At 75.2% G+C, this 12,115-nt stretch carries 8 protein-coding genes; 4 read left to right on the forward strand and 4 right to left on the reverse strand.

All coding sequences use genetic code 11. The features are described 5' to 3' along the window. Nucleotides 1-90 precede the first annotated feature (90 nt). Complete coding sequence (locus ACFWXO_RS25615) at nt 91-1,800, reverse strand: hydrogenase maturation protein (RefSeq protein WP_380526262.1); 1,710 nt, start codon at nt 1,798-1,800, stop codon at nt 91-93. Nucleotides 1,801-1,994: 194 nt separating this feature from the next. After that, complete coding sequence (locus tag ACFWXO_RS25620; protein WP_375888566.1) at nt 1,995-2,918, reverse strand: DUF4231 domain-containing protein; 924 nt, start codon at nt 2,916-2,918, stop codon at nt 1,995-1,997. A gap of 131 nt (nt 2,919-3,049) precedes the next feature. On the opposite strand from ACFWXO_RS25620, the gene ACFWXO_RS25625 reads away from it, so the two are divergent. Next, nucleotides 3,050-3,499 carry a VOC family protein gene (locus ACFWXO_RS25625; protein ID WP_380526264.1) on the forward strand — a complete coding sequence of 150 codons (450 nt, stop codon included), beginning with the start codon at nt 3,050-3,052 and terminating at the stop codon, nt 3,497-3,499. 58 nt (nt 3,500-3,557) lie between these two features. Here the strand turns inward: ACFWXO_RS25625 and ACFWXO_RS25630 are convergent, their stop codons facing one another. After that, nucleotides 3,558-5,012, reverse strand: a complete 1,455-nt coding sequence (locus ACFWXO_RS25630) for an NCS2 family permease (protein ID WP_380526266.1) — start codon at nt 5,010-5,012, stop codon at nt 3,558-3,560. Nucleotides 5,013-5,215: 203 nt separating this feature from the next. Between ACFWXO_RS25630 and ACFWXO_RS25635 the strand changes: the two genes are divergently transcribed. The 3 genes from ACFWXO_RS25635 to ACFWXO_RS25645 are packed head-to-tail and all read left to right on the forward strand — an operon-like array spanning nt 5,216 to nt 8,317. After that, the gene (locus ACFWXO_RS25635; protein WP_375888574.1) at nt 5,216-5,539 is read left to right on the forward strand and encodes a DUF2530 domain-containing protein; all 324 of its coding nucleotides are present in this window, start codon (nt 5,216-5,218) and stop codon (nt 5,537-5,539) included. 52 nt (nt 5,540-5,591) lie between these two features. Further along, complete coding sequence (locus ACFWXO_RS25640; protein WP_380526268.1) at nt 5,592-8,051, forward strand: HAD-IC family P-type ATPase; 2,460 nt, start codon at nt 5,592-5,594, stop codon at nt 8,049-8,051. 56 nt (nt 8,052-8,107) lie between these two features. After that, nucleotides 8,108-8,317, forward strand: a complete 210-nt coding sequence (locus ACFWXO_RS25645; protein ID WP_380526270.1) for a hypothetical protein — start codon at nt 8,108-8,110, stop codon at nt 8,315-8,317. A gap of 2 nt (nt 8,318-8,319) precedes the next feature. On the opposite strand, the gene ACFWXO_RS25650 is transcribed toward ACFWXO_RS25645, so the two are convergent. Next, nucleotides 8,320-11,616 (reverse strand): sacsin N-terminal ATP-binding-like domain-containing protein, encoded by a 3,297-nt coding sequence (locus ACFWXO_RS25650; RefSeq protein WP_380526272.1) that lies wholly within the window; start codon nt 11,614-11,616, stop codon nt 8,320-8,322. Nucleotides 11,617-12,115: the final 499 nt, after the last annotated feature.

Below are 12,115 nucleotides of genomic sequence, written 5' to 3' on the forward strand. Positions count from 1 at the left end.
GCCGGACGGCCGGCCGGGTCCCCCACCCCGGCCGGGCGTCACCGCCTCACCGCCGCGCCGGCGGCCACCGCCCCACCGCCGCACCGGGGTTCAGGGCCGACCGAGCAGCCCCGTCAGGTGCTCCGGCGTGGCCGCCGGGCAGGCCTTGCGCACGAAGTCCCGCCGCAGCGCGTGGTACGGCTCGCCCGCCCGGTAGAAGTTGCCGTGCATCCGGCGCAGTTCCTCCGCCCGGTACGCGGCCAGCGGCTTCGCCTCCTCGTCCTCGGCGCGGCGGCGCTTCTTGTCCACCAGCCGCCCGGTGAGCTCCGGCGAGCCGGCCAGCCGGGCGGCCTCCCGGGCCGTCCAGCGGCGGAACTCCGCCGCGTCCCCGCCGGCCGTGCGGTCCACCAGGCCGATCCGGCGGGCGTGCGCGGCCCCGACCGGCAGCGCCTCGGTGGTGAGCCGCTCGGCCTGCTCGGCGCCGACCCGGGCGGGCAGGGTGTACGTCCAGTACTCGGAGCCGTACAGGCCCATCAGCCGGTAGTGCGGGTTGAGCACCGCCGACTCCCGGCACCACACCTCGTCGGCGGCCAGGGCCAGCATCAGTCCGCCGGCCGCCGCGTTGCCGGCCAGCGCGGCGACGGTCAGCTTGTCGTCGGTGGTCAGGACCGCCTCGACCAGGTCGTCCATCGCGTTGATGTTCTCCCAGGACTCCAGCGCCGGGAAGGCCGAGCCCTCGATGACGTTGAGGTGGATCCCGTTGGAGTAGAAGTCCCGGGGCGCGCCCAGCACCAGCACCGAGGTGGGCCGGTCGGCGGCCGCGCGGTAGGCGGCCAGCAGCCGGCGGCACTGCTCGGTGCCCATCGCCCCGCCGGCGTAGGCGAATTCGAGGAAGCCGACCTCGCCGTCCTCGTGGTAGCGCAGCTCCGACCAGGTGTCCCGGCGGGCGGCCTGCTCCGGGGTCACCGGCACCTCGCGGACCCGGTGCAGCTCGTCGGCGAGCACCGTGGCGGCGGGCAGCTTGAAGGTGACCGGCCCGCCCGGGGTGCGGCGCGGGCGCAGTTGGGGGATCCAGACCGCGCCGTCCACGGTGGCCCGGCAGATCGCGCCATCCCGGGTGGCGAGCACGGCGCCGGGCTCGGGGCCGCGCAGTTCGTCCTCGGGGTGGCCGCCGTGCAGGAAGAACTCCCGCCCGTACAGCTCGTCCAGCACGCCGGGCTGGGAGTCGGCGGCGCGCAGCTTGCGCAGCACGGTGGCGGTGTCGTCCTGCTGCCAGTCGATCCGGCGCGCCTCCTGGCGCAGCAGGGGCCGCAGTTCGCCGCGTACGTCGGGGCGGGCGTAGTCGAGCGGTTCGGGGGTGAACAGCCCGCCCTCGTACCGCTGGACGGCCAGCAGGACGGCCTCGACGGCGGCGTCCGCGACCTCGCCCCGGTACAGCTCGCTCTTGCCGCGGTCGGGGACGGGGAACTCGACGCAGGCCCAGATGTCGCCGGCGTCCATCTCCTCGACGGCCTGCAGCACGGTGACGCCCCAGTGCCGGGCGGACTCGGTGATCGCCCAGTCGAGCGAGGAGGGGCCGCGGTCGCCCTTCGGGCCCGGGTGCACGATCAGGACCGTCCGGGTGGACCAGATGTCCGCCGGGACGGCCTTGGTGAGCATCGGGCAGACGATCAGCTCCGGGTCGACCCGGGCCACCGCCTCTCGCATCTGCTCGTCGCCGAGGGCGAGTTGGACGGCGACCTGGTGGCCGCGCTCGCGCAGCTCGGTGTGGACGCGCTGGGTCAGGCTGTTGAACGCGGTGGCGATCAGGAGAATGCGCACAGGGGGCCTCCGGGCAGGGACTGCGGGTCGCGCGGAGGCGATGAAACCACGGCATGGACACGTAATGGTCACGTTCCGTGCCTCGGCGCCCCACTCTCACCCTCCCCGCACACCTGTGCCCCCGGCGTGGCCCCGCTTCGCCGGATCTCCCCAGCCCCTCCCCGGAGTTGGACTGGCGCGCCGTCCGGCCGGAGCTACCGGGGGAAGGCCCGGCGGGCCCGCCAGGTGGTGTGCTCGCGGGAGACGGCGTCCTCGGCCTCGGCGGCCAGCCGGGCCCAGCGCTCCTCGGCGTCCGGCGTCTTGAGGTCGAGGTCGGAGAGCTGGTTGCCGACGTTCTCCAGCTCGCGCGCGGCCAGTTGGTAGGCGGCGGCCAGCGGGCGCAGCTGCTTGAGCTGGGTCCAGGCGATGATCGCGGCGGCCGCGGCCGAGCTGGCCCCGAAGATGTGCACCTCCAGGGCGCCGGTGGCCTGGGCGATCGCCGCGGCGGCACCGATGATGATCAGCGTCGCGATGCCGAGCCCCCAGGAGACCGCCTGGGACTCGCAGGACTCGGCCCGGGAGCGGTACCAGGTCCGCTGGCTCTCGACCCGGGTGCGCAGGTAGAGGGTGCGCCGGGCGGTGAGGCTGCCGGCCCGGGAGCGGCGCATCTCCTCGGTGATCTCCGGGACGCTGCCGGGCGGCACGATCTCCGGGTCCTCGAAGGCCCGCAGCACGTCCTCGACCTGGAGCAGGTAGCCGCGGTCGGCGTCCGGCGAGTCGGCCTCGCCGCCGAACGGCCGGGCCCGCACGCTGTACTTCCAGGCGAGCGTCTTGACCGACTCGGCCGCCGCCCGCGCCTCGTACCACCGGCCCTGCGGGTTGCCGCGGCGCAGCCGGGACCAGAAGTAGCCGGCGATCAGGAAGGCGGCCACCGAGAACAGTGGCTTGATATCGCCGTCGCCCTTGTGGTCCGGGCCCGGGAGCGAGCCGATCAGCGCGGCGACCACCAGCATGGCGATCAGTCCACGGTGCCAGCGGAGCGTCTCGCGCTGTCCGTCCAGCGAGGCCTTGTCCGCCCGCCAGAACAGTTCCGGCAGCAGTCGCGCCTCGACGCCCCCGGGCGGATCCTGTTGCACCATCGGTCGAGTCCCCTCCCCGTCTCCGTCCAGCCAGTATTCCCGCCGCCAACTGCCCTACACGGTCGCCTTTTTGACACCTTCCGACCGCCGGTGATTGCCACCCCCGGCCGGTAACCGGTAGAACCGGTTACATGCCGCTGCACTGGAAGCTCGTCATCGACTGCACCGACCCGCACCGCCAGGCCGCCTTCTGGGGCGCCGCCCTCGACTACACCGTCGAGGACCACACCGCCCTGATCGCCCGCCTGCTGGAGGCCGGCGCGATCACCCCGGACGCCCTCACCGAGGCCGACGGCCGCCCCGCCTGGCGCACCCTCGCCGCCGTCCGCCACCCGGACGACCCGTACGACCCCGCCTCGGACACCGGCCTCGGCCGCCGGATCCTGTTCCAGGCCGTCCCGGAGCCCAAGGAGGGCAAGAACCGCCTCCACCTCGACGTCCACCCCGGCCCGGGCGAACGCGCGGCCACCGTCACCCGCCTCGAAGCCCTCGGCGCCGCCGTCCTGCACGAGGTCGCCGAGCCCGGCGGCGCCTGGACGGTCATGCACGATCCGGAGGGCAACGAGTTCTGCGTGCACTGAGAAAGCCGTAGGGCCCTCCCCGCACGTGGCGGGGAGGGCCCTACGGGCCGGGCGGCCGTCAGAGCAGGCCGAAGGCCGGCATCAGGTAGTAGAAGGCGAAGACCGCCGCCACCGCGTAGAGCGGCACCGGGACGCTGCGGCCGCGGCCGGCGGCCAGGCGCAGCACGCAGAAGGCGATGAAGCCGAAGCCGATGCCGTTGGTGATGGAGTAGGTGAACGGCATCATCACGATGGTCAGGAAGGCCGGGATCGCGATGGTGTAGTCCGCCCAGTCGATCTCCTTGATCGAGTTGGCCAGGATCAGGAAGCCGACCGTGACCAGGGCCGGGGTGGCGGCCTGGGCGGGGACCATGGTGGCGAGCGGGGTGAGGAACAGCGCCACCACGAAGAGCAGGCCGGTGACGATCGAGGCGAAGCCGGTGCGGGCGCCCTCGCCGACGCCGGCCGTGGACTCGACGAAGCAGGTGTTGGCGGAGGCGGAGGTGGCGCCGCCGGCCGCGGTGGCGATGCCGTCGACCATCAGGATCTTGTTGATGCCCGGCAGGTCGCCCTTCTCGTCCAGCAGGTGGGCCTCGTCGGCGACGCCGAGGATGGTGCCCATCGCGTCGAAGAAGCAGGACATCAGCACGGTGAAGACGAACAGCACGCCGGTGAGCACGCCGACCTTCTCGAACCCGCCGAACAGGCTGACCTTGCCCACCAGCCCGAAGTCGGGGGCGGCCACCGGGTTGCCGGGCCAGGTGGGGACGGTGAGGCCCCACTTGAGCGCCGGCACGTCGGCGACCTTGTCGAGCACCAGGGCGAGCACGGTGGAGGCCGCGATGCTGATCAGGATGGCGCCGGGCACCTTGCGGATGACCAGGACCAGGGTCAGCAGCAGGCCGAAGACGAAGACCAGCACGGGGAAGCCGAGCAGGTGGCCGTTGCCGCCGAGCTGCAGCGGGACGGTGGTGTGGGCGGCGTCCGGGATGCGGCTGACGAAGCCGGAGTCGACCAGGCCGACCAGGCTGATGAACAGGCCGATGCCGATCGCGATGGCCTTGCGCAGGCCGAGCGGCACGGCGTTCATGACCCGCTCGCGCAGGCCGGTGGCGACCAGCAGCATGATCGCGAAGCCGGCCAGCACCACCATGCCCATGGCGTCCGGCCAGGTCATCCTGGGCGCGAGCTGGAGCGCCACGATGGTGTTGACGCCGAGTCCGGCGGCCAGGCCGATCGGCACGTTGCCGATCACGCCCATCAGCAGGGTGGTGAGACCCGCGGTGAGGGCGGTGGCGGTGACCAGCTGGGCGCTGTCCAGGTGGGCCCCGGTCATGTCCGTGGCGCTGGCCAGGATGATCGGGTTCAGCACCAGGATGTACGCCATGGTGAAGAAGGTGGCGACACCGCCGCGGATCTCGCGCGGCAGGCTGGAGCCGCGCTCGCTGATCTTGAAGTAGCGGTCCAGGGCGCTGGTGGGGGGCGCGGGTTCCGCGGGTTCGGGCGACTCGGTGGTCGGCTGGACCACAGGCATGCGTGCGTCCTCTGTGGGGGAGCTGAGGAGGGGGGGAACGCCCGTGGCGACGGCGGCCGGGCGTGGACCCTCAAGTATGGTTTCCCGGTCGCACACGCGCTATCTTCGCGCGTAGAGCCCGCCCCTGGCCGACCTGGCGCCCCGCCGCACCCCTCGGAGCCCCCACCGCCCCGGGAGCCCCCGCGCACCGTACGCTAGGCCCCATGCCCAAGACGCCGCTGCACCCCTCGCCCCCTCCGCTGGAGGCCAATGACGTCGCCATCGTCGGCGCGGGCACGGTGCTGTGGTTCGTCGCCTTCGTCGCCCTGCTCCCCTTCCAGGGCACCCTCTCCGACCACGGCCACGGCACCTGGCCGTGGATCTGCCTCTCCGGCGGCCTGCTCGGCCTGATCGGCCTCTGGTACTGCCGCGCCCGCCGGGACGCGATCGCCCGCAGCCGCGCCGCCGAGGCCGCCGCACCGCAGGCGGACGGCGGCGCCGGTGGCAGCACCGGGGACGGCACCGGCCCTGCCACCCAGTCGGACTGAATAGTCCTTTAGTAGCACGCACCGGACATAAGGCGCCCGTAGAGTCGGTGCCATGACGCAGCCTGCCCAGCCCGCGGAAGAGCAGCAGCCGACCGGCGGAGACCATCCCGACGGAGCGCACCCGCTCGGGCTGCTGCCCGGCCGGCGCGGCGGCCTGACGGCCGCCGAGGTGGCCGAACGGGTGGCGAAAGGGCAGGTCAACGACGTCCCGGTACGGTCCAGCCGGTCGACCGAGGAGATCGTCCGGGCCAACGTCTTCACCCGCTTCAACGCCATCATCGGCATCATGTTCGGGATCATCCTGGTCGTCGGACCGATCCAGGACGGCCTGTTCGGGCTGGTCATCGTCGCCAACACGGCGATCGGCATCTTCCAGGAGCTGCGCGCCAAGAAGACCCTGGACAGCCTGGCCCTGATCGGCGAGGCCAGACCGCAGGTCCGCCGGGACGGCGCCGTCCAGCAGATCACCGTCTCCGGGATCGTCCTGGACGACACCGTGCTGCTCGGCATCGGCGACAAGGTGATCGTCGACGGCGAGGTGACCGAGGCGGACGGCCTGGAGATCGACGAGTCGCTGCTCACCGGCGAGCCCGACCCCGTCCTCAAGCAGCCCGGCGACCAGGTGATGTCCGGCAGCTTCGTGGTGGCCGGCGCGGGCGCGTTCACCGCCACCAGGGTCGGCCGGGAGGCCTACGCGGCCCAGCTGGCCGAGGAGGCCAGCAAGTTCACCCTGGTGAAGTCGGAGCTGCGCAGCGGCATCAACAGCATCCTGCGGTTCATCACCTACCTGCTGATCCCCACCGCGATCGGTCTGATCATCAGCCAGCTGGCCGTGGAGGGCCGCGACTGGCGCGAGGCGGTGCGCCGGATGGTGGCGGGCATCGTGCCGATGGTCCCCGAGGGCCTGGTGCTGCTGACCTCGGTGGCCTTCGCGATCGGCGTGATCCGGCTGGGCCGCCAGCAGTGCCTGGTCCAGGAGCTCCCGGCGATCGAGGGCCTGGCCCGGGTGGACACCGTCTGCCTGGACAAGACCGGCACCCTCACCGAGGGCGGCATGGACGTCGTCGACCTGCGGCTGATCGCCGACGGCGGCTCCGCCCCGCCCGAGCGGGACACCGTCCAGCACGCGCTCGCCGTGATGGCCGGGGCCGACGCGCGCCCCAACCCGTCCATGCAGGCCGTGATCGACGCGTACGGGCGCGGCGACGGCGCCGGCCCGGGCGGCCACGGCTGGCGGGTGATCGAGGCGATGCCCTTCTCCTCGGCCCGCAAGTGGAGCGGCGTGCAGCTGCTGGAGCCCCAGGGCGGCGAGGCCAGCTGGCTGCTCGGCGCCCCGGACGTGCTGCTGCCCGCCGGGCACCCGGCGCTCGCCGAGGTGGACGAGCTGGGCGCCAAGGGCCTGCGGGTGCTGCTGCTGGGCCGCACGCCCGTCCCGCTGGACTCCCCCGACCCGGCCGCCGGGCTCACCCCGCTGGCCCTGGTGGTGCTCCAGCAGCGGCTGCGCGCGGACGCCGCCGAGACCCTGCGCTACTTCGAGGGCCAGAACGTCCGGGCCAAGGTGATCTCCGGCGACGCGGCGGTCTCGGTCGGCGCGGTGGCCGGCCACCTCGGGCTGCCCGGCGCGGACCGCCCGGTGGACGCCCGCACCCTGCCGAAGGACCCGGAGCAGCTCGCCGAGACCGCCGACCGGACCAGCGTCTTCGGCCGGGTCACCCCGCAGCAGAAGCGCGAGCTGGTCGGGGCGCTGCAGTCCCGCGGCCACACCGTGGCGATGACCGGCGACGGCGTCAACGACGTGCTGGCGCTCAAGGACGCCGACATCGGCGTGGCGATGGGCACCGGCTCGGACGCCACCAAGGCGGTCGCCCAGATCGTGCTGCTGAACGACTCCTTCGCGACCCTGCCCTCGGTGGTCGCCGAGGGCCGCCGGGTGATCGGCAACATCGAGCGGGTCGCGGGCCTGTTCCTGGTGAAGACGGTCTACTCGGTGCTGCTGGCGCTGCTGGTGATCTTCACCCACTCGCCGTACCCGTTCCTGCCCCGGCACTCCACCGTGCTGTCCACCCTCACCATCGGCGTGCCGGCCTTCTTCCTCGCCCTCGCCCCCAACAACGAGCGGGCCCGCACCGGCTTCGTGAAGCGGGTGCTGCGGCTGGCGATCCCGGGCGGCGCGATCGCCGGCACCGGCACCTTCGTCGCCTACGCGCTGGCCCGCTCCGACCACGCCACCGACCTCAGGGCCGACACCAGCGTGGCCACCCTGACGCTCTTCCTGATCGCCATCTGGGTGCTCGCCATCGTCGCCCGCCCGTACAACTGGTGGCGCCTGCTGCTGATCGGCACCATGGGCCTCGCCTTCGCGCTGGTGCTGCTGGTGCCGTTCCTGTCGAACTTCTTCGAGCTCTCCCTGGTCGGGCAGCGCGACCCGTGGACGGGCGTGGCCATCGCGGTGGTCTGCGGCATCGTCCTGGAGTGCGCCTGGGCCTGGATGAAGCGCCGCGGCATGGAGTGACCGGCCCGCCCCGCCCCCGTCGGCACCCTTAGCATTTCCCCGAGAGGGGGTGCCCGATGGCACGCAGGGGCGGGGATCTGGAGGCGTTCATCGCCTTCCTGGGCGGGCTGCTGGCCGCCGGGCTGGCGGCGCTGGCGATGGCGGGCGTCGGCCTGACGGTCCGGCCGACGCCCGCGGTGAAGACGGCGGCGGTGGTGACGCTCGGCGCGGTCTGGCTGACCGTCACCACCACCGTCTACCTGCGGCTCAGGCCGCGCGACCGCTGAACTCAGCCCTCGAAGTCCCGGGCCGCGGACAGCTCGTACGCCCGGTCCGGCTCGCTGAGCGCGGCCAGCACCTCGAAGCGCCGGTGCCACTGGCCGACCGACCAGGCGAGCCCGGCCGCCAGGCCCTCCGGGGTGGCGGCGTGCAGCAGCCCGGGCACCGGCGGGACCTCGAACTCGTCGTCCTCGTCGCCGGCTTCGGCCAGCTCCGGGTCGTACGGCGGCTCCGGGGCGTCCGCCGCGTGGTCCCAGCGCCAGTCGACGGAGGCCTCGCCGCCGTCCGGGCCGACCACCAGCAGCTCCTCGTGCTCCTCGTAGGCGACCGGGCAGCCGGGCAGCAGCTCCCGCACCACGGCGGGGACCCGGTGCAGCACGCCCTCGGAGAGCACCCGCCCGCCGGCCACCTCGCTGGCCAGCGACACGTGCAGCCGCTCGGCGAGGTCCGCGGCGAGCGCCGGGGCGACCGGCAGCAGCGGGTACGGGTGCAGGAGTTGGACCAGGTCGGGGGCGTCCGCGACGACCGCCTCGGTGGCGTCCACCACCACCGTGTGGTCCGGGCGGCGCCCGGTGGCCGGGTCCAGCGGCGGCAACGCCCGTACCACGTCGAGCGGTTCGATCCGGTCCCGGTCGACCCGGGCCAACGCGCTGTGGATGCCGTGCAGTTGGCGGTGGCCGACCTCGGCGGCCGGGTCGGTGAGCCGGTCCAGCGCCTCGTCCGGGCCGTGCGGCTCGGCGAGCAGCGCGGCCAGCGTGGTGCGCACCCCGAGCGCGTGCAGGAACTGGTCGTCCAGGGTGGTGCGGGCCTCGTCGTACAGGCCGCGCAGCAGCGGGTCGGCCCCGGCGGCGCGCAGCCCGGCGGGCTCGCGGCCGCCCAGCACCGGGTGGTCGCGCAGCCACCACGCGGTGTACGGCGGGAGGTCGGCGTAGCTGCCGTCGGGCAGCAGGGTGCGCACCGGGTTGACCACGGCCTCCCGGTACGGCGGGCGGGCGAGCGCGGCGAGCGCCTCGGGCCAGGCGTCGTCGTCCACCAGGTCGAGGTCGCGCACGGCCAGCAGTTCGGCGGCCACCGGCGGGACCCCGAGCACCTCGTCGGCGTTCAGCGCCTCCAGGGCGTCCTCGGCCCACTCGGCGAGCCCGTCGGGGGCCTCGTCCAGCAGCCCGGTGGGGTGCCCGCCGGCCGCCCGGTCGGCGGGCGCGGTCGGGTCGAGCCGCTCCAGGTCGTCCGGGTCGAGCACCACGTCCTCGGCGCGCACCAGCACGAAGTCGGCCAGCACGCCGACGGCGGCCAGCACCTCGGGGCCCCAGCGCTCCAGCAGCTCGTCGTCCACCCAGCCGGCGTCCTCCTCGCGGGCGAGCGCGGCGAACGGGCTGTCGGGCAGCACCAGTTCGCCCGCCCGGGCGGGCTCGCCCTCGTCGTCCAGCAGCGCCAGCCGGGCCAGCCAGGGGTGCTCGCCGACGGCCGGGGCGGCGGCCTTCACCAGGGCCAGGACGGCGTCGGCCAGCTCCAGCGCGGCGTCCAGGTCGTCGTCGGCCAGCTCGTAGGAACGGGCGACGGCGGCCCGCACCTCGGGGGTGTCCAGCACCCCGGCCGGGGTGGCGGTGCCGGCGCCCAGCTTGGCCAGCAGCGGGTGGGCGGCCTCGGGGTGGGCCAGCCGCAGGTCGAGCGCGGCGAGTGCCCCGGCCAGCGACTCGGGGTAGCCGGGGAAGGCCGCCCAGTCGGCGTCCTCGGAGGGCAGCAGGACCCGCCGGGGCCCGGTGACGGTCCGTCCGTCGGCGAGCGGCACGGGCAGCGCGCCGAGCGCCTCCGGGTCGGCCGCGCCGAGCGCCGCGTACAGGTTGCGCCACCAGGCCGGGTCGCGGTCCAGCCCGCCGAGCTGGTCGACCACGTCGGCCAGCGGCACCCGGCGCACGTTCAGCACCCGCAGCTCGGTGCGGCGCTCCAGTCCGGCCGGCAGCAGGCCGGGGAAGATCGGCGCCAGCGCCTCCACCACCGAGCCGTCCGCGCCCTCCAGCAGCGTGGCGTCGCGCGGCCGCAGCGCGGGCGTGCCCTCCTCGACGCCGCCGGGGTGCGGCAGGAACGGCGTGCCGGGCAGCCGGGAGAGCACCGCCGCGCGCAGCGCGTTGTCCAGCGCGCCCTGCCCGAGCGGCCCGGGGACGAGGCCGAGCGAGCCGAGGTCGGCGCCGCGGGCGCGCAGCAGGTCGGTGTAGCTGTCGGCGGCGCGCTCGGTGAGGAAGTCGGTGAGCGCGCCGGGGGCGATGTGCCGGCGGGTGGAGTCCAGCGGGTAGGAGGCGATCAGCAGCGCGGGCAGGCCGATCGGCTCGTCGCTGGGGGTGGGCGCGTGCAGCACCGGCGCGATGGCGGGCCGCTGCGGAGTGCCGTCCTCCTCGACCGGGACGGCCCAGGTCACCGTCCAGTACGGGCGGGCGCGCTCCTCGGTGGGCCGGTCGGTGAGCAGTTCGGCGGCCAGCCGGCCGGTGGCGCCGGCGGTCTGCCAGAGGGTGCGCCGCAGCCGGCCGCCCCCGTCGTCGGTGACGGTCACCTCGGTGACGCCGTCCGGGCGGGGCTCGGCGGCGCTGCGGGTGAGCGTGCGGGTGCCCTCCGGGGTCTCCACCACGACCTCGGACAGGCCGGGCAGGGTGAGCAGCAGGGCGTCGTCGACGGCGGTCAGCAGACGGCGGGTCAGGTCTTCGGCGGCGGCGTCGCGCAGCGGCAGCACCACCACGGTGTCGTAGCCGTCCGGGGCCGGGCCCTCGGCGGCGAAGGGCAGCCGCAGCAGCGGCACGTGGCCGTCCCGGCGGCGCAGTTCGTCGGCCAGCGCGGGCTGCGCCTCGGCGAGCGAGCGGGCCTCGCCCAGCGACCAGCGCACCCCGCCGGCAGCACCGAGCACGGCGGGCTCGTCGGTGACGGCGAGGACGGCGGCGAAGCCGACCCCGAACCGGCCGACGGCGGGCTCCTCGCCGCGCTTGGAGGAGGCGCGCAGGGTGGACAGCGACTCGACGGCCGCCGCGTCCAGCGGGGCGCCGGTGTTGGCGGCGGCGAGCACGCCGTCGGCCAGGGTCAGCCGCAGCCGCCCGGGGCCGCGCCCGGCCCGGACCGCGGCGTCGGCCGCGTTCTGCGCCAACTCGACCACCAGGCGGTCGCGGTAGCCGCCGAGCGCCAGCTCCTCCTCGGCGTTGGCGTCCTCCCGGAACCGGGCCGGGGAGGCGGCCCAGGCGTCCAGCACCCGCCGGCGCAGCGCGGCGCTCCCGAACGGGTCCGCGAGGTGCTCGTCCGTGCCGCTGCCGATGATCCGAGGTTCCACGGGACCTGCCACCTTCCGCCGCCCTGTACGTCGTAGGGCATTCTTCCCTGCCCCACCGACTGCTCCCGACCACCGCCCGGTCCGGGGGCGGCGCGGGGCCCGGCCGGGCGCGGGAATCCGCAGGCGGGGGCCGGTCGGCGGCGGACCGTCCGGCCGCACGGTCCGCCACTCCCGTCCCAGGGGGACCAGGAGCACCACGGGAGCCGGCGGAGGGCGGAGCGGGCCGGCGAAAGCGGAGAAAGGCCGAGGGGACCGGAGGGAGGCCGAGGGGGTCGGAGGGGGCGGAACCGCCGGGCCGGCACCCCACTGCCGGGGCCCGACGGCCCGCCCTGCTGCCGCCCGTGGGCTGGGGGGAGTCCCCACGGACGGCAGGCGGGCGGGGCCCCGCCACCGGCGGGCGCCCCTACCGGCAACAACGTGCGGCGGGGGGCGGCCCCCGCCCGCGCGGCGGCGGGGGCCGGCGCGCGCGCGCGCGGGGGCGCGCGCGCGCCCCGCCGCG

The sequence above is a fragment of the Kitasatospora sp. NPDC059088 genome (assembly GCF_042738155.1).
Taxonomy (GTDB): Bacteria; Actinomycetota; Actinomycetes; order Streptomycetales; family Streptomycetaceae; genus Kitasatospora.

Coding starts and splice junctions, on each gene's coding strand:
- ACFWXO_RS25620 (WP_375888566.1), bottom strand. CDS start 2,918: ATGGTGCAACAGGATCCGCCCGGGGGCGTCGAGGCGCGACTGCTGCCG.
- ACFWXO_RS25625 (WP_380526264.1), top strand. CDS start 3,050: ATGCCGCTGCACTGGAAGCTCGTCATCGACTGCACCGACCCGCACCGC.
- ACFWXO_RS25630 (WP_380526266.1), bottom strand. CDS start 5,012: ATGCCTGTGGTCCAGCCGACCACCGAGTCGCCCGAACCCGCGGAACCC.
- ACFWXO_RS25635 (WP_375888574.1), top strand. CDS start 5,216: ATGCCCAAGACGCCGCTGCACCCCTCGCCCCCTCCGCTGGAGGCCAAT.
- ACFWXO_RS25640 (WP_380526268.1), top strand. CDS start 5,592: ATGACGCAGCCTGCCCAGCCCGCGGAAGAGCAGCAGCCGACCGGCGGA.
- ACFWXO_RS25645 (WP_380526270.1), top strand. CDS start 8,108: ATGGCACGCAGGGGCGGGGATCTGGAGGCGTTCATCGCCTTCCTGGGC.